At 58.2% G+C, this 21650-nt stretch carries 17 protein-coding genes and 1 pseudogene; 10 read left to right on the top strand and 8 right to left on the bottom strand.

Annotated features, from left to right (window positions below):
- Positions 1-7: 7 nt before the first annotated feature.
- The 4 genes and pseudogenes from AC2CGI_RS03165 to AC2CGI_RS03150 form a co-directional block, all read right to left on the bottom strand.
- Entirely contained in the window at positions 8-1036 is a 1029-nt protein-coding gene (locus tag AC2CGI_RS03165; RefSeq protein ID WP_004928673.1) for an alpha/beta hydrolase, read from the bottom strand.
- A gap of 34 nt (positions 1037-1070) precedes the next feature.
- Positions 1071-1199: pseudogene (locus AC2CGI_RS03160) on the bottom strand (alcohol dehydrogenase); the annotation flags it as partial.
- A gap of 16 nt (positions 1200-1215) precedes the next feature.
- Complete coding sequence (locus AC2CGI_RS03155) at positions 1216-2433, bottom strand: MFS transporter (protein WP_071591411.1); 1218 nt, start codon at positions 2431-2433, stop codon at positions 1216-1218.
- A gap of 127 nt (positions 2434-2560) precedes the next feature.
- Positions 2561-2911, bottom strand: a complete 351-nt coding sequence (locus AC2CGI_RS03150; protein WP_015378446.1) for a cyclophilin-like fold protein — start codon at positions 2909-2911, stop codon at positions 2561-2563.
- Positions 2912-3138: 227 nt separating this feature from the next.
- On the opposite strand from AC2CGI_RS03150, the gene AC2CGI_RS03145 reads away from it, so the two are divergent.
- From AC2CGI_RS03145 to AC2CGI_RS03135, 3 genes are all read left to right on the top strand, one after another.
- On the top strand, positions 3139-4038 hold the full coding sequence (locus tag AC2CGI_RS03145; protein ID WP_004928662.1) for a LysR family transcriptional regulator: 900 nt from the start codon (positions 3139-3141) through the stop codon (positions 4036-4038).
- Positions 4039-4275: 237 nt separating this feature from the next.
- Complete coding sequence (locus AC2CGI_RS03140) at positions 4276-4764, top strand: GNAT family N-acetyltransferase (RefSeq protein ID WP_004928661.1); 489 nt, start codon at positions 4276-4278, stop codon at positions 4762-4764.
- 569 nt (positions 4765-5333) lie between these two features.
- Positions 5334-7040 (top strand): hemolysin, encoded by a 1707-nt coding sequence (locus AC2CGI_RS03135; protein ID WP_076740668.1) that lies wholly within the window; start codon positions 5334-5336, stop codon positions 7038-7040.
- A gap of 50 nt (positions 7041-7090) precedes the next feature.
- Here AC2CGI_RS03135 and AC2CGI_RS03130 read toward each other — a convergent pair whose 3' ends face one another.
- The gene (locus tag AC2CGI_RS03130) at positions 7091-7663 is read right to left on the bottom strand and encodes a hypothetical protein (protein WP_021505862.1); all 573 of its coding nucleotides are present in this window, start codon (positions 7661-7663) and stop codon (positions 7091-7093) included.
- 128 nt (positions 7664-7791) lie between these two features.
- Between AC2CGI_RS03130 and AC2CGI_RS03125 the strand changes: the two genes are divergently transcribed.
- Positions 7792-8682, top strand: a complete 891-nt coding sequence (locus AC2CGI_RS03125) for a LysR substrate-binding domain-containing protein (protein WP_015378449.1) — start codon at positions 7792-7794, stop codon at positions 8680-8682.
- Here the strand turns inward: AC2CGI_RS03125 and AC2CGI_RS03120 are convergent.
- The 3 genes from AC2CGI_RS03120 to AC2CGI_RS03110 form a co-directional block, all read right to left on the bottom strand.
- Positions 8679-9407 (bottom strand): PA1136 family autoinducer-binding transcriptional regulator, encoded by a 729-nt coding sequence (locus AC2CGI_RS03120; RefSeq protein WP_075685870.1) that lies wholly within the window; start codon positions 9405-9407, stop codon positions 8679-8681. The two genes, AC2CGI_RS03125 and AC2CGI_RS03120, sit on opposite strands and share 4 nt — an antisense overlap.
- On the bottom strand, positions 9404-10279 hold the full coding sequence (hchA, locus tag AC2CGI_RS03115) for a glyoxalase III HchA (RefSeq protein WP_076740667.1): 876 nt from the start codon (positions 10277-10279) through the stop codon (positions 9404-9406). Before hchA ends, AC2CGI_RS03120 begins: the two co-directional genes overlap by 4 nt.
- A 130-nt stretch (positions 10280-10409) precedes the next feature.
- On the bottom strand, positions 10410-11240 hold the full coding sequence (locus tag AC2CGI_RS03110; protein ID WP_015378452.1) for an alpha/beta fold hydrolase: 831 nt from the start codon (positions 11238-11240) through the stop codon (positions 10410-10412).
- A 199-nt stretch (positions 11241-11439) separates the two neighbouring features.
- On the opposite strand from AC2CGI_RS03110, the gene AC2CGI_RS03105 reads away from it, so the two are divergent.
- From AC2CGI_RS03105 to AC2CGI_RS03080, 6 genes are all read left to right on the top strand, one after another.
- Positions 11440-12864 carry a coniferyl aldehyde dehydrogenase gene (locus tag AC2CGI_RS03105; RefSeq protein WP_242517192.1) on the top strand — a complete coding sequence of 475 codons (1425 nt, stop codon included), beginning with the start codon at positions 11440-11442 and terminating at the stop codon, positions 12862-12864.
- A 259-nt stretch (positions 12865-13123) separates the two neighbouring features.
- Complete coding sequence (gene katG / locus AC2CGI_RS03100) at positions 13124-15319, top strand: catalase/peroxidase HPI (RefSeq protein WP_076740665.1); 2196 nt, start codon at positions 13124-13126, stop codon at positions 15317-15319.
- A gap of 626 nt (positions 15320-15945) precedes the next feature.
- Positions 15946-16743, top strand: coding sequence for a VOC family protein (locus AC2CGI_RS03095; protein WP_207225539.1), 798 nt, complete (start codon positions 15946-15948; stop codon positions 16741-16743).
- A gap of 41 nt (positions 16744-16784) precedes the next feature.
- Positions 16785-18074: an alginate export family protein gene (locus AC2CGI_RS03090; protein ID WP_076740663.1), complete on the top strand. Its 1290-nt coding sequence runs from the start codon at positions 16785-16787 to the stop codon at positions 18072-18074.
- Positions 18075-18575: 501 nt separating this feature from the next.
- A complete protein-coding gene (locus AC2CGI_RS03085) occupies positions 18576-19958 on the top strand; it encodes a serralysin family metalloprotease (protein WP_076740662.1) in 1383 nt (460 codons plus the stop codon).
- A gap of 424 nt (positions 19959-20382) precedes the next feature.
- On the top strand, positions 20383-21525 hold the full coding sequence (locus AC2CGI_RS03080) for a tail fiber domain-containing protein (RefSeq protein ID WP_049242452.1): 1143 nt from the start codon (positions 20383-20385) through the stop codon (positions 21523-21525).
- Positions 21526-21650: the final 125 nt, after the last annotated feature.

Genomic DNA, 21650 nt, shown 5'->3' with positions numbered 1-21650 from the left:
GAACGTGTTATTGCAGGTTCTTACGGAAAAAGTCTGTCAGTTTGTCAAAAGGGATCACGTCGGTACGATCATAGAGATCGACATGCCCTGCGCCCGGTACGACATAAAGCTCTTTAGGCTGACCGGCGCGTTTGAATGCATCCTCGCTGAACTCTTTTGAGTGAGCCCGATCGCCGGTGATAAACAACATCGGACGCGGTGAAATGGTTTCAATATCGTTGAACGGATAGAAGTTCATAAACTTGCCGATACTGCTCAACATCGGTTTCGTCGTCAGTGCTTCTTTCTCACCCTTCGGGGTGTAACCACCGCGTTCGGTGCGGTAGAAATCGAAAAACTCACGCTGAATATCCGGCGTTGAAGCGTCCAGTGTATTCACGGTACCGGGAATATAGGCCGTCTCGCCTCCCTGAAACTCTGCTAAACGCTGCTCTGTGGCTGACCGGATAAAGGCCTTTCGTTGTTCCGGCGTCTGGGAATGGTTGAGGCCGTTGCGAAATGCAGCCCCCATGTCATACATGCTGACGGTGGCAATGGCTTTCATACGCGGGTCAATCTTGGCAGCACTGATAACAAAACTTCCGCTGCCGCAGATACCTAATACACCGATGCTATCCGGATCAACAAACGGCTGTGTGCTTAGATAATCAACCGCCGCGCTGAAATCATCTGTGTAGATTTCCGGTGAAATCAGGTGCCCCGGTTTGCCCTCGCTTTCTCCCCAGAAAGAGAGATCGATAGCCAGCGTGACAAACCCCTGCTCCGCCAGCTTCTGCGCATAAAGATTCGAACTCTGTTCCTTAACGGCTCCCATCGGGTGACCAACGACGATCGCCGGGTGTCGGGTATTCTGGTTCATCTTTTTCGGGATAAACAGGTTGCCGACCACGGCCATCTGATACTGGTTTTTAAAGGTGACTTTTTGCTGCGTCACCTTATCGCTTTTATAAAAATTATCGGCCCCACGGGACATATCCGCCGCAGAGGAAGCAAATGCACTGATCAACAGCCCCAGCGCTAACGTAAATTTTTTCATGATGGTCTCCTTATCATTAAGCCAGGGTGGCGTTATCCGAATGGCAGACGCCGCAGAACGCGAAATCAATCTGCACATCACGGGCGCCGGAGGCGCGACGGGTGATATCCATCGGCTCCAGCGGCAGTGTGCCCGCATGGGCACCGTAAGCTTTACCTGTCATGACATAACTCCAGGGTTTATGAATGGTCTCTGGCAGAGGTGTCTGCGCGTGAGGTCAGGAAAATCAGCCCGGCCGCGATAAGCAGCATCGTGACGCTGGCCAAGAAAGTGCTCTGGTAGCCGTGGTGATCGAAAAGCAGCCCCCCTACCGTTGAACCTAGCGCAATGGATAACTGGACCATTGCCACCATCAGCCCGCCGCCGGCTTCGGCATTCTGCGGAAAGATACGCGGTACCCAGGCCCACCACCCCACCGGCGCACCGGTAGAAATCAGCCCCCACAACCCGAGCAGCACCATCACGATGGCCACCTGACTGCCAAAAGCGATCAGTGCCAGCGCGGTGATGGCCATCAGCACCGGAATGGCTATCAGGGTCGAGTAGAAGCCGCGTTTCAGCACTCTGCCAATCAGCGTGGTGCCGATGAAACCCGCGACACCGATAACCAGCAGGATTAGGGTGACCACTGAAGCATCCACCTTCGTCACCGTTTCAAGGAAAGGCCTGATGTAGGTAAAGAGCGTGAACTGCCCCATAAAGAAGATGCCGACGCCCAGCATGCCTAACGTGACCACTCGACGGCGAAACAGCGTGAAGACATTGCTGGCACCGTTACTCTGCCGGGTGACCTGCATGGAGGGCAGGCTGAACAACTGCCAGATAAACGCGGCGATCGCGACCGGCACCAGACAAAAGAAGGCCCCGCGCCAGCCGATCACCGAACCGAGCCAACTGCCCAAAGGGGCCGCGATGACCGTGGCCAGTGCATTGCCGCTGTTAAAAATGGCCAACGCCAGCGGAACTCGGTGCACCGGAACCAAACGCATCGCCGTGGCTGCCGACATCGACCAGAACCCGCCGACTACGATGCCAATCAGAGCCCTGCCCGCCATATAGGTCAGGTAATTGGGTGCCATCGCAATAACAGCACCGGAAATTGCCATCATGCAGGTCAGGCCGAGCAGCAGCGTTTTCCGGTTAAGCGTGCCTGCCAGCACGGAAATAAACAGGCTGGTTACCACTGCAAATGCCCCGGAAATGGCGATGCCCTGTCCGGCCATGCCTTCGGTGACACGAAGAGTCTGCGCCATCGGTGTCAGCAGGCTGACCGGCATGAATTCGGAGGCGATCAGGGCGAAGACGCACAGCGTCATGGCAAAGACACCACTCCAGTGCGCAGGCTGTTTCCCGCTTCCGGTGTTTTTTTTTCTGTTTTCGTCTGTCTTATTACTCATTCAGGGATTTCTTTTCAGTAGATAACATGAAGTCTGTGCCCCGGAGCCTTCAGCGCTGCAGGAAGAGCTGAAACGGCATACGGAGACGGGATAAGGGGGATAATCGCGGTACGGAAGGTGCTGCGGGTCAGTTGGCGACCCTGATCTGCACCGCAAGAGGTCCGTGGCGCTGCAGGACCGGCAGTCCGGAATCCACTTTCCCTAACGGGATCAGTGAACGGGCGTAAGCCCTGCCCTGGGCAAAAATCGCCAGGTTGCCCCAGGGCGCGTAGTAAGTGATATCTCCGGCTTCCGGCGTCATGCCGTCCGGTGCCTGCACCGTGGAAAGCCTGCGCGGCAGGTCGCTTATACGCTCAATATCGTCATAGTCTTCCAGCGTCAGGCTGAGGGGAAGCAAAGACGCAAAGTCCCGGCCTGTCGGCGTATCAAAGAGGGTGGCGGTGGCGGTTTCTCCCTCCACAATGATCTCAATTTTCATAAGCGTCTCCTGCGCCACTCCCCGGTCGTTGTCACCCGCCATAGCGGACTGCGTGACGAAAAGCAGGCCGGCAAGGAGCAGCAGTGATGTTCTGCAGTAAGCGTTTTGCATAAGGGTTAGCGTTGACTTTTTCATCGCATTATTGTTACCAATATGCAGCGGGTTAACTAGCTAATGAATACTTAATACCCTTATAAGTAAAATTTATAAATGGACCGGAAACGAGCATGGCCAGACGCAATCTCAACGACTTACTCTCTTTCGTCACCGTGGCGCGTGAGGGCAGCTTTACGCGCGCTGCCGCCCAGCTCGGCGTGACCCAGCCCGCACTGAGCCAGGCGATTTCCGGGCTGGAAGAACGGATGCAAATCCGCCTGCTGACGCGAACCACGCGCAGCGTGTCAGTGACCGCCGCCGGGGAACGCCTGCTGCAGTCTGTGGGCCATCGTATTGATGAGATTGAAGCCGAGCTGGACATGCTGACGGCACTGCGTGATAAACCTGCGGGGACCGTCCGTATTACATGTGGACCTAATGTTCTGAAGACCACGCTGCTGCCAAAGCTGACACCACTGTTACGCGAATATCCTGATATTCATATTGAGTTTGATGCCAACCACGGGTTCCGGGATATCGTGGCGGACCGTTTTGATGCCGGCGTGCGGCTCGGAGACACTATCGACAAAGATATGATAGCCGTACCCATTGGCCCGAAACTGCGCATGGCGGCTGTAGCTTCCCCTGAGTATTTTGCCCGGTGCGCCGCCCCTCAGACGCCACGCGATCTGATGCAACACTGCTGTATTAATGAGCGCATGGTTCAATCGGGGAAAATTTACGCCTGGGAGTTTGAGCAGGAAAACGGTAAATTTCACGTTCGGGTTGAAGGGCAAATGACGTTTAACACATCGGAACACGTCGTTGACGCAGCTCTTGCCGGACTGGGCATTGCCTTTTTACCTGAAGAGGAGTTCGGCACACATCTGCAGGAAGGAAAACTGATCCGCGTGCTTGAAGAATGGTGCCGTCCTTTTCCCGGCTACTATCTTTATTATCCCAGCCGTAAACAGCCTTCCCCAGCGTTTTCACTCGTTGTGGATGCGTTGCGTATTAACCGGAAAATTTAACGCTGAATTATCGGGCCAATATTTCAAGAACGGACGTGAACGTCCGCTTCTGGCACGCAACGGACAGGCTACGTGGTCATTGGGTCTGCTTTGAGCGAAGTGCAGACTTCGGCGTCAGCAAAATTACGCTCAGTTGACAAAGCTATATGATATAATTTTATCATGCTGAATCGGCGGATAATTCGGTAGAGTAGTACTAAGTATGCGTTACGTTGCTATTAAGAATGAGACAGTAAATTGAAAACAAAACAGTCAAAAATCCCCAAATCAATTTATAGGCCCATGCATGACGACGAATTTGGCCTCTGGGGGGGCCTCTCTTTAAATGACTATGTTGAAGACCTGATGGCAAATCATCGATACAGTCGTAAAAAAGCCCAGATAGAGGCGTCGAAATCATTTAAAGCAGCCTTGCCAGCGGGTATCAATACTCAGAATAACCATTTTAGAACTTATGAACATGACGGTCAGGCTGCGGGATATCTGTGGTTCAGCCTGGAAGATAACTCAGCCTTTTTGTCAGATATAATGCTTCTCCCAGAATTTCAGGGTAAGGGAATGGGTCGGGATTTTATCCGTGCATTCCTGAATGAGCTGACTCAACAGGGCGCATATGAGGTGGAACTCAGAGTGTCACCGGACAATCAAAGGGCTTTGAAATTATATAAAGAATTTGGTTTTCGGATAACTGGTTTTGATATGAGTCTTTTGCTAGGATCCGACTGATCAGCAATCCGTTAATCATAATTTTCGGAGACAATCTCGGGTAATATCAACTATCGATAGGCAATCTACCACTATATATCTTCACATCATCAATGTCCGCTTCTGGCACAAAACCGACCGCCAGAGTCCCCACGCCAGCCATTCCCCCATTCCACACTCCAGCAGCGCCAAAGCAAAACAGCCCTCCTGCGTTGCCATCGGTGTAAATCCGCAAAGCGGTAACCACAATCACCGCCATAACGCCAACGTTTGGCCAACCCCCACCAGCGAAACCCACTCTTTTATCTAAGAAGATTCCTAACCGAGCTGACGGATATTCCTTCCTGACGCCAATACGCGGGTTAACCCGCCGATTTACAGCAATAATCCTGTAAAAACAATCGATAAGCGAATTTCTCGCGCTCGGCAAGTTGCGTCTATCCTTTCGCTATGGGTGCCTGCTGCCCATCGTTCGCTGCGGCTCGCGGCATGCGCGTTTCTGGCTGTACGGGTTTCGGTTTATTCCATCGCGCACCTCCATTCATCATGTTGAATTTCTAAGCAATCTCTCAGCAACAAGGAGTGTTTATATGGCTTACGTCATTACCGACCGAGAAAAACTGCAAGCGATTTGGGAGGCCGCCAAAGCCGGCGACTGGCCGGCCGTGTATGCCGCCTCCGTCGATGCGCTCACCGATCCCAACCATGCCAACCAACCCATTGAGGGCGTGGATATCGCGGTCTATACCTGGATTAAAGGCGCCTATGGCGTGAACTCGAATCAGGGGGCGTTTGCCCATTACATTCGCGACCAAACCAAGCTGCAGTATGAGCTGCGCACCGGGCATGTCCCCGATGACTGGGAGACGCGCATTCAGAACGCCTCCGACAACATCGCCAAAAACTTCGCCAAAACGCTGTTTGGCGTCGATCTGAGCAGCGATCCTAACGCGCCGCTGCCGGATGCCCCGCCCACCAGCGCCAAAGTGCCGGATATTCACGAGGTTGGTCTGATCGACGCCGGTGCGGCGGCATCCGAAGTGTTCACCGACGCCTCCTCGACCGGTGCCCCCAACTATTCCCCCTGGGCCGGCACCACGCTGTTCTCCTATTTAGGCGACACTTCGTTCTTTACCGAATGGGTGGCGACCAACGACACCTCGGCCTTTAAGGTGGAAGGCGGCACCTACGATCTGATTGCGGCGGCGCAGGTCTCCATGCAGATGAAAAACCTCAGTTACGTGGTTGAAACGCTGCTGGCGGGCGAAGTGCCCACCTATTTGACCACCCTGGGCATTGGCCACGAGACCATCCGCCTGGCCGCAGAGGCGGCGCGTGATTTCTACACCGAATCCTACGGCAGCAGCGTGACCGGCGGCGGCAGCATCATTCCCGGCAAGCTGGATATCGGCTCGGCGATTTTCAACGACATTGCCGACGTGCTGTCCACGCCGAATCTGTACCGCGTCGGTACGCTGCATGACGATGATTTCACGTTGGCGTTCGGCAATATCGCCGTTAACACCGGCAGCGGCGACGACACCATCAGCGTGCCGCGCGGCTGGCAAAACAACGCCGGCAACTACGGCTGGACGGTGATCGACGGCGGCAGCGGCCACGATACGGTCGATTATTCCAGCCTGTCGCACGGGGTAAACCTGAAGTTTGACGCCCAGGGCAGCTATGGCGGGCGCGGGGTAATCGAGAAAAACGGCATCGGGCTGTATGGCTTTAAGGACGGGCTGTACAACATCGAAGCGGTGAAACTGACCGACTTTAAGGACAACGTCACCTTTAACGATCGGGTGCTAACGCCGGCCAACGGTCTGGAGGTCAACCTGGGCAAAGGCTCCAGCGAGATTCGCTTCGAGCATGGTTATACCACTGCGCCGGGTGGGAGTGCGCCGCAGGATTATCTCGGCGTAAACCTGAGCATGCTGTCCAACGATGTGCCCTTCCCCAACAGCCTGCTGAACATTCCCGTGAAGCAGACCCACAATATCTACATCGACGACAGCTTCGAGCTGGGCTTTTTACAGGCCTCCTCCCTGTCTATCGATAACCACCTGCTGGCCTTCGGCGCCGAAGGATCAAACAGCAGCTTCTCACTGAATTACAACGCGCAAACCCATACGCAGGATCTGTCGATATTCATGCAGGGCGAAAGCGCGCTCAATCAGCACGTCGTCAATATCTACAATTGGGATCAAGGATACTTTGGCATCAATCTGGAGCAGCCGGCCATTCAGCTTGTCGGTTTGCAAACCATTGCCCCGCAAGAGCTGGCGGCCGCCTAAGCGAAGCCCGCCGGGTTTACCGGCGGGCTGTTTACCTGCGGCGCGGCGGCTCACTCCCTGTCACGCTCCGCAATCCGCGCCATCAACGCCCCCAGCAACGCCAGATCGACCAGCAGCGCCAGCGCGAAACAGGCTCCCTTTATCCCCGGCGCGGCATAGGTTTGCACCAACGAAACGGCAACCACTACGGCTACGAGAGTCACCACCGTCGTCAGCCTGCACGCCACGGCGAACGCCGCTTTCTCCCCCCCTGCCGTGCGGTAGGCGACGCCCTGGCCCAGGCCGCCGAGGGCGAGGCCCGGCAGCAGGGCCGGCCAGCCGTGGCCGCCGAACAGCATCAGCAGCATCAATAGCCATCCCGCCGCCGCCAGTAAAAAGCCGTGGCGGAGAATAGCCAGCGCAGGCCGGTTCCGCAGCGTCCGCCAGCGGGCCAGCGCGGCGCCGCCGAGAAACGCCAGCGCCAATGCCGTCAGCAGCATCAGGGTCGCGCCGATGCCCAGCAGATTTTCGGTCTTCAGCAGCAAGGCGCCCGCTGCGACTGGCACGCTGAGCGCCAGGGCGCTCGCCGCCGTTCCCGTGTGTTCCATGGCGCCCAGGGCGCCGTTGTTGATATAGAGGCTCATCGTTCACTCCGACATGATGGAAATGATGAAATAAATTCATTTCCCTGTTCACATGTCAGTAGCCTATCTCTTGTATAATCGGTAAGACAAACTCATAGTTTTCAGCCTTGGATGAGAATAATTCAGCCATGAGAAAAACCCGTTTGCCGCCGCTGGGCGCGCTGCGCGCTTTCCACGCCGTGGCCGTCTGCCGCAGCTTCAAACTGGCCGCCGAGGCGCTGGGCGTCAGCGCAACGGCGATCAGCCATCAGATTAAGCTGCTGGAGTCGGTGCTGGCATGCCGGGTGTGCGAGCGCAGCGCGCAGGGCGTCAGCCTGACCGAAACCGGGGAGATCCTGTATGCCGGCACCCAGCGCGCCTTCGCCGCGCTGGAGCAGTCCGTCGCCCAAATCACCCGCGCCCGGCAGCCGCCGGCGCTGACCGTCACCACCACCTCCAACTTTCTCACCCACTGGCTGGTGCCGCGCCTGGCGGATTTCAAGGCGGAGTTTCCCGCCATCGATCTGCGCCTGCACACCAGCGTCGAGCGGGTGGATCTCAGCCAGCGCACCGTGGACGTCGCCATCCGCTACCGTGAAACGCCGGAAAGCGATCTGCACTGCACCCTGCTGCATGAGGATCGCTTTATCGTGGTGGCCAGCCCGGCGCTGGCGCTGGAGCACATCGAAGATTTGCTGCGGGTGACGCTGTTTCACGTGGAGCATCGGCAGGTGCCCGCCGACTCACCGACCTGGGAGAACTGGCGGCGGCGCTACGGGCCGGAAGGATTGAACGTGGAAGCCGGGCTGACCTTCAGCGACGAGACCCATGCGCTGCAGGCGGCGGTGGCGGGCCAGGGGGTGGTGATCGCCAGCCGGCTGCTGGCGCGCGATTTGTTGCAGCGCGGCGTTCTGGCGGCGCCGTTCGAGATGTCATTGCCCGGCGCCAACTACTATCTGGTGGCCACCGAAGAGACCGCGCAGCGCCCCGATATCATGGCGCTGCGCGCGTGGCTGCTGCGGCAAATGGCGGCGGGCTAACGGCTATCGGGGGCGATTTCCCCCAGGCGGATCGCCACGCCGATCGCCTGCGCGGTGGTGGCGGCGCCGAGACGTTGGCGAATGCGCCGCAGGTGATTTTCCACCGTGCGTTCAGACAGGCCGAGCATCGCGGCGATATCCGCCTGCCGCCGGCCAATGGCGGTCCAGCTCAGCACCTCGCGCTCGCGCGCCGACAGCCGGCCCTCCCGTTCACCGGCAGCAGGTTCGAACAGCCGCCGCGCCGCCAGAAAAGCCGCCGCGCCCACCAGCGACAGCGCCAGCCGCACCGGCGGCGAGGCGTCGATGCGCTCGCCCCCCAGGCTGACCGCCCCCTCCAACCCGGCGGGGCCGAATACCGGGATCTGTACGCCGTGCAGACCGGCGCCGCGCGGCGTGCGCACAATCCGGTAGCGCTCGCCCTGCTGCGCCCGGGTTTTGGTCCAGAAGAACGGTTCTGCGGCCCGCAGCATGTGCCGGGTCACCGGGCAGTGCCGCACGTAGGTCAGCGCATCGACCGCCTCCCCCTCACCGAACCAGTCGCCCTCGACCCAATAAATATGCTCGATCCCCGCCTCCGCCGCCGCGGAGGCGGAAAACAGCACAAAGCGGTTGAAACCGAACGGCGCGACGAAGGCGCGAACCCGCCCCTGAATGGCGGACAAGGTGCGCTCGTGGTCCATCGCCAACGCCGTCTGGAAAGCGCGCTGCGCGATCTCGTCGCTCATCGCGCGGCGACGTCGGCCAGCAGCGTTTCTGCCGCCAGTTTGCCGAGGTTGTTGGAAGCCAGCGGGCTGTCGCCGGTCAGCAGGCGCCGATCTTTATGCACCTTGCCGGTGATGTCGGCGTTGACGATCTTAACGCCCAACTCGCGCAGGCGCTCGCCCACCAGCCAGGGCATCGGGCCGGGGATATAGCCGATATCGATGTTGGCGCCGGTATCGAGCGAGTCCGGGAACACGCACATCTCATAGCCGCGATAGAGGAAATCCGCTTTGCTCTCGCCGATGCCCGCCGCCAGCAAACCGGCCGGCCCGTGGCACAGCGAAATCACGTAGCGATCGTGGTCATGCGCCCAGTGCAGCGTCTTTTTCACCTCTTCACTGAACGGGATATCGTTGAGCACGCCGTGGCCGCCGGGAATGAAAACGCCGAGGTAGTTGCCGCCATCCAGATCCTTCACCACTTCCGTCAGCTTTTTCGGCTGCTTGAGTTGGCTGCGGTACTTCTCGTAGGTGGCCTTGACCGCTTCATCTTCATGCGGGAACGCCCACATCTCCAGCTTCACCGGATCGCCGGACGGCGTAGCGACGTCGATCTCGAAACCGGCCAGATCCAGGTGATATATCGGCAGCAGCATCTCGACCGGGTGATTGCCGGTGGAGAAGAACTTGCCGTTTTGCATCAGCAGGTAGCGCTCCTGCGAGGCGATCATCAGCACCTTCCACTTGCCGCCGCGATAGGCGTTCGGGTAACTGGCGCCCGTGAAGTCGGTTTTGGACGAGGTGTACTGGCTGAGGGAGTAAGGGGATGGGAAGAACGCGTTGTCTTCCGCCACATCCGGGGTGGGATTACGATCGTTGGACACTGAATCAGTCATGATTATCTCCATATTCATCGTTGCATTGCCCATTCAGCTTAAATAACCGCCGGCAGGGCCGCAATGAGGGATATCCCTCAAACAGCGCAAACAGCGCCCAGGCGGCGGAGCGTCCCCCTGGGCGCTGTTCTTAGCTGTTCACAAACGCCAGCAGATCGGCATTGACCTGATCGGCGTGGGTGGTCGGGATGCCGTGCGGCGCGCCCTTATAGGTATGCAGCGTGCCGTTTTGCACCAGCTTGGCCGACAGCACGCCGGAATCCTGATAAGGCACCACCTGATCGTCGTCGCCGTGGATCACCAGCACCGGAATGGAGATCTTCTTGAGATCTTCGGTGAAATCGGTCTGCGAGAAGGCGACGATGCCGTCATAGTGCGCCTTGGCGCCGCCCATCATGCCCTGGCGCCACCAGTTCCAGATAATGGCCTCCGACGGTTTGGCGCCCGGACGGTTATAGCCGTAGAACGGACCGGCCGGCACGTCGTAATAGAATTGCGCCCGGTTGGCGGCCAGCTGCGCCTGGAAATCATCGAACACCGCTTTGGGGGTGCCCTGCGGATTGGCGTCGGTTTTCACCATCAGCGGCGGCACCGCGCTGATCAGCACCGCTTTGGACACCTTGTCCTCGCCGTGGCGCACGATATAGCGCACTACCTCGCCGCCGCCCGTCGAGTGTCCCACGTGCATCGCGCCCTGTACGCCCAGGTGTTTCACCACCGCGGCGACATCATCGGCGTAGTGGTCCATGTCGTGCCCTTCCCACACCTGGCTGGAGCGGCCGTGGCCGCGGCGATCGTGCGCAACCACGCGGAACCCTTGGTTCACGAAGAACAGCATCTGGGCATCCCAGTCATCGCTGGACAGCGGCCAGCCGTGGTGGAAGTAGATAACCTTGCCGTTTTTGGGGCCCCAATCCTTGTAGAAAATCTCGACGCCATCGCTGGTCGTTACATAACCCATGTCGTTTCTCCCATTTACACTATGGTTAAAAAAGAAGGTTTATACTGCGCGCGGCGCCGGGATCTCTGGCTCCCTCATCCCGGCTGGCCGACGATCTTGCGTTGATCGTTTAACGAGTATAGGTTTAAAGCTCACTTTAAGGTCAAACCCAATTCGGCAAACCGCATTCCCGCTTTCGATCGGCATCAGGAGTATTCAAGTGCAAGGAGATGACACCGCCACGACGATGGAGCAACGGCTTGCCGCCCAGCGCCACGCCTTCCTGCGCGACGGCGCGCCGACGATGGATCAGCGCAAGGCCGTCCTGCGCCGCCTGCGGAGCGCCATTCTGGCCCAGCGCGGCGCGCTGGCGGCGGCCGTCAGCGCGGACTTCGGCCACCGCTCGCCTTACGAGACCGACATTCTGGAGATTCTGGTCACCGTGCAGGCGATCGATTACCTGCTGCGCAACCTGAAACGCTTCATGAAACCGGAGCGCCGCCACGTTGCCCTGCCGTACCAGGCTGCGCGCGCCTATGTGCAATATCAGCCCAAGGGCGTGATCGGCGTCATGGCGCCGTGGAACTACCCTTTATCGTTGACCTTCATCCCGCTGGCCACCGCCCTGGCCGCCGGCAACCGCGTGATGCTGAAACCTTCGGAGCTCACGCCGCATACCAGCCAGCTCATCGAGACGATGCTGGCGGCGCAGTTTCCCGCCGACGAGATCGCCGTGGTGACCGGCGGGCCGGAGATCGGAGCCAGATTCAGCGAGCTGGCGTTCGACCATCTGGTGTTCACCGGCAGTACGGCGATCGGCCGTCAGGTCATGCAGGCGGCCGCTAAAAATCTGGTGCCGCTGACGCTCGAGTTGGGCGGCAAAAGCCCTGCCGTCGTGGCGCCCGGCGCGGTTAACGCCAGAAACGTCCAGAGCGTGGCGTTCGGCAAGCTGTCGAACGCGGGCCAAACCTGCATCGCGCCCGATTACCTGCTAATCCATCAGGACGATCTGGCAAGCTTCATGGCGCTCTACGACGCGGCGGTCAAAGCGTTTTACCCCACAGGGCCGACGGGCAGCGACTACGGCGCCATCATCAGCGACAGGCACTATCAGCGTTTGCAAGACCTGCTGGCCGACGCCCAGGCGCGGGGCGCGCAAATCATTCCGGTCGGCCATCGCCCGGACTCGGCGTCTGAACGGCCGAAAACCCTGGCCCCCACGCTGATCGTCGGCGCCCCCGACGACAGCCGGATCATGCAAGAAGAGATCTTCGGGCCGCTGCTGCCGGTGCGCACCTACGCCGCCTTTGATGAAACGATCGACGTTATCAACGCCGGGCCGCGCCCGCTGGCGCTGTATTACTTTGGCCCGGCAGGCGCGCAGCAGGATCGGCTGCTGACGCACACCACCTCAGGCAACGTCAGCGTCAACACCACCCTGCTGCATTTCGCCCAGGACGATCTGCCGTTCGGCGGCATCGGCCCCAGCGGCATGGGGGCCTGTCACGGCATCGAAGGATTTCGGGCGCTGAGCCACGCCAAGGGCGTTTTCATCCAGAGCCGCTGGCACTTTACCGGCCTGCTGCGCGCGCCGTTCGGCAAACTGGCGGACGCGGTGCTCACGTTCATGTTGCGGCGCCGATAAAGCGGTGTGCTGACAATCAATAGCACAGCCATGAATCGCCGCAAGCTATCACAATATTCACTCATTCCTATTTTATCTCTCCGCCGCCGCTGACTAAGCTTAGCCATGAGTCACCCTTTGTCCGTTGGCGACGGGGGTGACGTAAATCGATTGAGTTCAGTTATTTAGCGCAACACCCGACGCAAGCCTTACCCGCATGCCTTGTTAACCGCTCCACGCCCGGCGGCTGGAGCATCTTTACGGAAGCAGAGAGCGCATTATGACAACTGAAAGCAAATGCCCGTTTTCGGGCGGCAAGCAGCCCGCACCGCAGAACGGCCCCACCAATCAGGATTGGTGGCCTAATCAGCTCAGCCTGAAACCGCTGCATCAGCACTCCCCCCTGTCCGATCCGATGGATAAAGACTTCAACTACGCCGATGCCTTCAACAGCCTCGATCTGGCGGCGGTCAAACAGGATCTGCACGCCCTGATGACCGATTCGCAGGAATGGTGGCCGGCGGACTTCGGCCACTACGGCGGCCTGTTCATCCGCATGGCCTGGCACAGCGCCGGCACTTACCGCATCGGCGACGGCCGCGGCGGCGCGGGCGAAGGCCAACAGCGCTTCGCCCCGCTCAACAGCTGGCCGGACAACGTCAGTCTCGACAAGGCGCGCCGCCTGCTGTGGCCAATCAAGCAGAAATACGGCCGCAACATCTCCTGGGCCGATCTGATTATCCTGACCGGCAACGTGGCGCTGGAATCGATGGGCTTCAAAACCTTCGGCTACGCCGGCGGCCGCGCCGACACCTGGGAGCCGGACGACGTCTACTGGGGGTCTGAGAAGATCTGGCTGGAACTGAGCGGCGGGCCGAACAGCCGCTACTCGGGCGACCGCGATCTGGAAAACCCGCTGGCGGCGGTGCAGATGGGCCTGATCTACGTCAACCCGGAAGGCCCGGACGGCAACCCCGATCCGGTGGCCGCCGCGCGCGACATCCGTGAAACCTTCGCCCGCATGGCGATGAACGACGAAGAAACCGTGGCGCTGATCGCCGGCGGCCACACCTTCGGCAAGACCCACGGCGCCGGCCCGGCGTCTCACGTCGGCGCCGATCCGGAAGCGGCCGGACTGGAGTCGCAGGGCCTCGGCTGGCACAGCACCTTCGGCACCGGCGTCGGCAAAGACGCCATCACCAGCGGCCTGGAAGTGACCTGGACCACCACCCCGACCCAGTGGAACCATGACTTCTTCCGCCACCTGTTCGAATACGAATGGGAGCTGAGCCAAAGCCCGGCCGGCGCGCACCAGTGGGTGGCGAAAGACATCGGCGAAACCATTCCCGACGCCTTCGACCCGAACAAGAAGCGCCGCCCGACCATGCTGACCACCGACCTGTCGCTGCGCTTCGATCCGGCCTACGAGAAGATTTCGCGCCGCTTCTATGAACACCCGGAAGAGCTGGCCGACGCCTTCGCCCGCGCCTGGTTCAAGCTGACCCACCGCGATATGGGGCCGCGCGCGCGCTACCTCGGCCCGGAAGTGCCGCAGGAAGAGCTGATTTGGCAGGATCCGATCCCGGCGGTCGATCATCCGCTGATCGACGAGCAGGACGTCGCCGCGCTGAAAAGCAAGGTGCTGGCTTCCGGCCTGCCGGTGTCCGCGCTGGTTTCCACCGCCTGGGCTTCCGCATCGAGCTTCCGCGGTTCCGATAAACGCGGCGGCGCCAACGGCGCGCGCATTCGCCTGGCGCCGCAGAAGGACTGGGCCGTCAACCAACCTGCGCAGCTCGCCGCGACGTTGGCCAAGCTGGAGAGCATCCAACGCGCCTTCAACGACGCGCAGACCGGCGGAAAGCGCGTCTCGCTGGCGGATCTGATCGTGCTGGCCGGCGCGGCGGGCGTGGAACAGGCGGCGAAGAACGCCGGCTTGACCCTGACGGTGCCGTTCGCCCCAGGCCGCATGGACGCCTCGCAGGAACAGACCGACGTGGACTCCTTCGAGGCGATGGAGCCGCTCGCCGACGGTTTCCGCAACTTCCTGAAGGGCAAATACCGCGTGCCGGCCGAAACGCTGCTGGTCGACAAGGCGCAGCTGTTGACCCTGACCGCGCCGGAAATGACGGTGCTGGTCGGCGGGCTGCGGGTGCTCGGCACCAACGTTGGCGGCACGCAGCACGGCGTGTTCACCCATCGCCCGCAGGCGCTGACCAACGACTTCTTCGTCAACCTGCTCGACATGGGCACCACCTGGCACCCGGTGGGTGAGGACGGCCTGTTCGAAGGCCGCGATCGCCGCAGCGGCGCGGTCAAATGGACCGGCACCCGCGTCGATCTGGTGTTCGGTTCGCACGCGCAGCTGCGCGCGCTGGCCGAAGTCTACGGCAGCGCCGACGGGCAAGAGAAGTTCGCCCACGACTTCGTCGCCGCCTGGAACAAAGTGATGAACCTCGATCGTTTCGATCTGGCGTAAACTCCCCGCAACGGTCTGCTTCGGCAGGCCGTTTTTCCTCCCGAGAGCAACACTGCCCCCGCTCAGCGCCAGCCGTAGCGCACGTCGTTATATTTCTTTTCCCGCTTATTCGTATTTACTCAACAAGTCATATAAAAATTTGATGGGCGGCAATTCTTTTAATGCTGTATTTATATTTAGAGGGCAATGAAGAACGTAAATTCAGCGCGCTAATACGATATATCCCATCAAGGAGAACACCGTTATGGATTATCCTCAATTCACTTCAACACGCGGCGAGGCGGGCCGTATTATCAGCGCCGTCCCTTAGCGATAGCGGGCCTGCTGGCCCGGCGCCTCACCGTTTACGCCAATAAGAATAAATGTTCTGCCCCTGCGCCATATTCGCCGGGGCGTCAGAACTTCGCCCCTATTTAGCGTTTCATCACGCGCGTTGCGTTTTTAGCTTTTATTTTTCAGCCGACGGGAAAGCTCATAGGAAATGACGTTTCACTCAGGAAAATAACCGCTACCTGGAGGTCATCATGCAACACATTATCGGTATTTCTTCTCGTCGGCTGAGGATATCGGCCCTTGCGCTGCTGCTCCCTGCCGTATCATGGGCGGCCGATACGGCATCTCTCGCCGTGGGGCCACAATATGACACCACCCATGTCTACGTCGAACGCGGCAAGATGGATGCCTTTGTCGACAGCATCCTGAAAACCTTCGGCGGCACCAGCACCGAACGCGTGCTGGTCAACGTCACGCCGACGCCGAGCGAAACCTACTCCCAGCTGATACTGACGCCGGCCGGCAGCTTCTCGGTGTTCGATTTCAAAACGCCGATCCCGTACCCGTTCGGCGTCGAACGCAACGGTTTTCTGGTCAGGGATATGGACGCCGCTATCCGGCAGGCCAGGGCCGCCGGCGCCGATGTGCTGGTCGCCCCCTTCGACGATCCGATTGGGCGCGACGCGGTGATCCAATGGCCCGGCGGCGTCAACATGCAGCTTTATTGGCACACCAAGGCGCCCAACTACAAGCCGCTGCTGAGCGTGCCGGAAAACCGCCTGTATCTCTCCGCTTACCGCGTCGATGATTTCCTGAAAAGCTATCAGACGTTCTCGCACGGCGAAGTCGTGCGCGACGAGCAGGTCAGCGATGCGGCGATCGGCCGCAACGATAACGGCAAGATCCGCCAGATCGAACTGGACTCGCGTTTTGGCAAAACGCGCATTTTCGTCACCGATGGGCATCTGCCTTATCCGTTCGGCCATGAGCGCACCGGCTATGGCGTCGAGGATCTGCAGGCCACGCTGGCCAAAGCGACGGCCAGCGGCGCGCAGGTGCTGTGGCGTTCGACGGCGGCGGAACGCCGCGCCTCGGCGCTGGTGCGTTTCCCCGGCGGCTACATCGCCGAAATTCACCAGACAGCCAAATAAACCCAAGGCGCGCTGCGGCGCGCTTTTTTCTTCGGATATTCATGATGAAACGCACGCTACCCGCACTGTTGCTGTTCTCCACGCTCCCCGCTCTGGCGGCGGAGCCCGCCGCTTCCCCCTGGAAAAACATCCCGTTGGGCGATGCGGCCACCTTATCTTTCGACGGTTCACTGCGCGAGCGCTATGAATGGACGGATCAACGGGATCTGAGCGGCGGACGCGACGACACTTTCATGCAGCGCTTGCTGGTTGGCGCGCGCCTCGACTACGGCGACTATTTCGGCGCCTATGTGCAAGTGGGATCGTCGCTGGCCACGCCGCGCGATCGCGGGCGCAAGCCGACCGACGAAGATCATGCCTACCTCGGGCAGGGCTATGTGGATATGAAACTGCCCACTGCCTACGGCCTCGGCACCCTACGGGTCGGCCGCCAGGAGATTGCGCTGGGCTCGCTGCACCTGCTGGGCACCCGCGACGGCCCCAACGTGCGCCGTTCCTTCGATGCCATCCGCGCCAGCTGGGTCAAGGATAAAAACCGCCTCGACGCCTTTATCGGCCATCCCGTCACCCTTAAAACCGGCAGTTTCGACGACGATACCGACAACAGCCAAAAGGTGTGGGGACTGTACGGCACCACGCCGCTGACGCCGCTGGCGTCCTCGCTCGATCTCTACACCTTTGGCTTTGAGGATAACGACGCCCACTACGCGCAGCTTAGCGGGCAAGAGCGGCGCTATACCGTCGGCGCACGCATCTTCGGCGCAGCGCGGGGGTTCGACTGGGATAATGAAGCTTCCTGGCAGTTCGGCAGCGCAGAACAGCGCGATATCCGCGCCTGGTCGGCGTCGGCGCACGCCGGCTATACGGTGAGCGACTGGCGCTGGCAGCCGCGCTTTGGCGGCAAGATTGGCATCGCCAGCGGCGACAAAAACGGTCACGATGGGCAGCTCAACACCTTCAACGCCATGTACCCCAAGCTGCCCTACCTGACCGAAAACGGGCTGGTGGCGCCGGCTAACCTGATCGCCATCCATCCTTCGGTCACCATTACGCCGTGGCGAACCCTGGCTATCGATTTCAGCTGGGACGCCTTATGGCGGCAACGCCGCGAGGACGCCTTCTATCTCGGGCCAATGCGCCCGGTGAAAGGCAGCGAACAGGGATCGCGCTTTATCGGCAACCAGTACCAGGTCGAAACCACCTGGACGCCGAGAAGCGATCTCCAGTTCAAGGTAGCCTATGTCTACTTCGACGTCGGCCACAGCCTGCAGCACCATGCCGGGCTGAAAGACATGAACTTCGTGCTGGCGCAGGGCACCTACAGTTTTTAAGCATCAGGCAAGTTAATCGGTATACGCGGGCCCCCTCAATAATCCCGTATCCGATTAATGACGACAGCCGGAGTGCGGCCGCCTCTATGCGTTACGGCAATGGCGGCTACTCACCGCATTTCACAGATAAAAAGCCGGAAAAACAGAAAGATAAATCAGCAACGCAAATGCCGCGCGCCGATTACAGAGAAATATTAAATAAAGATTTAATTCCAACGAGTTATTTAAACAAGTCTTTTACTCATATCTTATGTAAAAGATTCATATAAGAATAACTAATTAATAAAATAATTGTGTTTATACTGCTTTAACTCAATCGCAGTGCACAATTAATTCCTCACCGTGACTAATGATAAGGATATATTCCGCTTGAACGCAATATTCAAGCCAGACCAAGGAGGCAAGCCAATGATATCACATTAATTATCCCTGATTTTCAAACCTGTGTACGAGCATATAGAGCGTTAGGTGCAATATTGTCAACGTCCAAAGGAGTTTGATATGTCATTAGCTACCGATAAGATTTCCGATTATTTAACCAGTTATGAAAGAGGCGATCACGCGGAGAGCAGTAAACCGTCATATACCACGCAAGAGGTTTCAGATCTGCTGCTGAGGAGCCATTATTCCGCCAATGGCAAAGGCGTGACAGACCATGCGGCTACCTTGACCTACTCTTTCCCCGTCTATACCGGCAGCGACAAGACGGGCGCCGCGCAGCTTACCGCCGCTCAACAAGCCCAAACCAAGCTTTCATTGCAATCCTGGTCGGATGTGGCCAACATCACGTTCACCGAGGTTAAAGGCAACGACGCGAAAAATGCAGATATAAAGTTTGGTTTTTATAAGGCGGCCAGCGGGGGCAATTACACCTCGTATGAAAGTACGCAGAGCGATCTCAAAAGCACCATTTGGATCAGCGGTAATAACGGCTACGACGCCTCCAATCCGCAAACCAATAACTACGCCAGGGATACGCTTACCCATGAAATAGGGCATGCGTTGGGGCTTTCTCATCCCGGCAATTATGATGCGTCAAATGCCACCTACCCCACCTACGCCAACTCGGCGAAGTATTATGAAGACGACCATCAATATTCTTTGATGAGCTATTTTAACGAACAATACACCAGCGCTGACTATAAAGGCGTTTGGCCATCAGGACCGCAGCTGGATGATATTACCGCCATACAGAAGCTTTACGGCGCGAATACCACCACGCGCACCGGCGATACCACCTATGGTTTCAACTCGAATACGGACAGAGACTTTCTGAGCGTTAAAGCGTCCACGGACAAAATCGTGGCGGCTATCTGGGATGCCGGCGGCAATGACACGCTGGATTTTTCAGGCTACAGCCAGGATCAGCGCATCAACATTAACGAAGGCGCATTCTCTGATGTAGGCGGCTTGAAGGCGAATATAGCCATCGCCTACGGCGCGCAGATTGAAAATATCATCGGCGGCAGCGGTGCCGACATTCTTGTGGGCAACGCGCTGAACAATACGCTAAAAGGCGGTGCAGGCAACGACATCATTTACGGTGCCGGCGGCGCCGATCAGCTTTGGGGCGATGCAGGCGCGGACACCTTCGTCTTCCACGAAGCCGGCGACAGCCAAGCCGCCGCGCCGGATTGGATCCGCGATTTCCAGACGGCGGTGGATAAAATCGATCTGTCGTGGCTCAACCAGACGGCTAAGGCCGAAGGGAGCGAGTTGCACTTCGTGGATAGTTTAAGCGGCTCGTTGTATGAAGCGGCGCTGAATTATGACGCGCAGCAGAATGTCACCGATCTGGCCATCAATCTCTCCGGCAATCAACTGCCTGATTTCCTTGTAAAAATCGTTGGGCATGTCGACGCTTCCGCCGATATTCTCGTCTAGCCAAGGCAAACCCGCAGTCCGGCCTTCACGCCGGACTGTTTATTTCTTTTCAGGCCTGCCGCTGGCGTTTTTTACGCGGTTCCCACATCCATCGCCAAAGCAGTAAATGGGTGTGGGGAGCAACGGAACAACAAACGCACTTAAGCAGTCAATTTAAATGACTATTCATCTATAAATTAGTAAGTTATCACGTCATCGCCAGAAATCATCCGTTCTACTTTCTTGTCTCATCCACCACACAACAAACGATTATCATTATCATTTGATATTTATTCTTGATGCTCACAAACTACTGTTCATACACACAGCCTTCGTGCTTTTTTAACCATCTTCGCCTTAAATGCGCAGCGTCGTTAACTGTCTTTAAGGCGTTACCATGCGCCATTTCCATGGCAGGAACTTATTAATAAACTGAGGAATTATCATGGCTGAACAAAAGAAAAATGCCCAGGTACAGAGTGGCGTCAACGACGACATCACCGAACTTAAATCACTCACCACCCTTCGCAAACGGGTCATCAGCGACGATGAAATCGTCTCCAAATCGGCCAACGGTTTTCGGCTGGCAAATGGCAATACCGGAGTGATGCTGCGTAACGACGGCGAGGCTTTCTACTTACTGACAACTCAGGCTGGGCAAGCTCAAAACGGACAATGGAACACCTCGCGTCCTTTCGCTTTCAGCCTGGCTTCCGGCAGGGTTGCACTCGGCAACGGCGTTGATATTTCCGGTGGTGCGATGGTATCGCATAATGCCGGCATCTCCACCGCGACCACCGGTCCAGCACCACTTATTAATGGGCAAATCTATGATGCGGCTGCCGTACATACCAATTTCACCAGCGGTAACGTCACTACGGCCATGTTGATGGGGTCACGCGTGATCGCCGGCAAAGAGGATTATGGCCTGCTCTCTTACCGCGACTGGCAGGGAAACTGGAACGAACTCCAGGTCAGGCCGAATGCCGAATTGTCAGTAGGACAACTGATTAAGCGTAATGCTAATGGATGGATTTGGGCGGCCGGTAACCAGAATGTAAACAATAATGCAGACCGCATTACCAACGGTATGCATATACAGGGTGCAGGCGACCTGTCAGCCGATTTGTACCACTACGAGCGCATCGGCAAACACCACATGCTCGCGTTGCACGTGGCCAATGGCGGCGCTGATGGTTGGTATGAATTCCGCAATGATGGCCATGCCTACACCAATGGCGCCTGGAACAGCAGCTCAGATGTCCGCATGAAAACCGATATCACAACAATTGACGGCGCATTGGACAAGCTGGCCAATATCGGTGGTTACACTTACCTCAAACAGGGCGTGCCGGAAGCCGGGGTGATTGCACAGGAAGTGGAAGAAATTCTCCCCCAATCTGTGACCCAGACCGAGCTGAAACTCAATGACGGCAGCGTGCTGAAAGACGCCCGCAGCATCAATATCAATGGCGTAGTGGCGTTGCTGGTTGAAGCGCTTAAGGAAGAACGCTCACTGCGCGAAACAGAGCGAGAGGCTTTTGAAAGACGACTGGTTGCTTTGGAAAAAGGCATTGAACGCGCCTGATTAACAATATTGCAGTGGTTTGCACTGAATACCTCTCAGCGCCTTTACAGGCGAGTACCGCGCTTACAATACGATGACGAAAAGGAACTCAATGATGAATGGATTTAATTACGGTGATGGTAAAG

It is taken from the genome of Serratia sp. LSHTC3 (assembly GCF_057197125.1).
This window is presented reverse-complemented; position numbering and strand designations above follow the sequence as displayed.

Coding starts and splice junctions, on each gene's coding strand:
- AC2CGI_RS03165 (WP_004928673.1), bottom strand. CDS start 1,036: ATGAAAAAATTTACGTTAGCGCTGGGGCTGTTGATCAGTGCATTTGCT.
- katG (WP_076740665.1), top strand. CDS start 13,124: ATGACAACTGAAAGCAAATGCCCGTTTTCGGGCGGCAAGCAGCCCGCA.
- AC2CGI_RS03145 (WP_004928662.1), top strand. CDS start 3,139: ATGGCCAGACGCAATCTCAACGACTTACTCTCTTTCGTCACCGTGGCG.
- AC2CGI_RS03120 (WP_075685870.1), bottom strand. CDS start 9,407: ATGAGCGACGAGATCGCGCAGCGCGCTTTCCAGACGGCGTTGGCGATG.
- AC2CGI_RS03130 (WP_021505862.1), bottom strand. CDS start 7,663: ATGAGCCTCTATATCAACAACGGCGCCCTGGGCGCCATGGAACACACG.
- AC2CGI_RS03080 (WP_049242452.1), top strand. CDS start 20,383: ATGGCTGAACAAAAGAAAAATGCCCAGGTACAGAGTGGCGTCAACGAC.
- AC2CGI_RS03150 (WP_015378446.1), bottom strand. CDS start 2,911: ATGAAAATTGAGATCATTGTGGAGGGAGAAACCGCCACCGCCACCCTC.
- AC2CGI_RS03085 (WP_076740662.1), top strand. CDS start 18,576: ATGTCATTAGCTACCGATAAGATTTCCGATTATTTAACCAGTTATGAA.
- AC2CGI_RS03110 (WP_015378452.1), bottom strand. CDS start 11,240: ATGGGTTATGTAACGACCAGCGATGGCGTCGAGATTTTCTACAAGGAT.
- AC2CGI_RS03090 (WP_076740663.1), top strand. CDS start 16,785: ATGATGAAACGCACGCTACCCGCACTGTTGCTGTTCTCCACGCTCCCC.
- AC2CGI_RS03125 (WP_015378449.1), top strand. CDS start 7,792: ATGAGAAAAACCCGTTTGCCGCCGCTGGGCGCGCTGCGCGCTTTCCAC.
- AC2CGI_RS03135 (WP_076740668.1), top strand. CDS start 5,334: ATGGCTTACGTCATTACCGACCGAGAAAAACTGCAAGCGATTTGGGAG.
- AC2CGI_RS03155 (WP_071591411.1), bottom strand. CDS start 2,433: ATGAGTAATAAGACAGACGAAAACAGAAAAAAAAACACCGGAAGCGGG.
- hchA (WP_076740667.1), bottom strand. CDS start 10,279: ATGACTGATTCAGTGTCCAACGATCGTAATCCCACCCCGGATGTGGCG.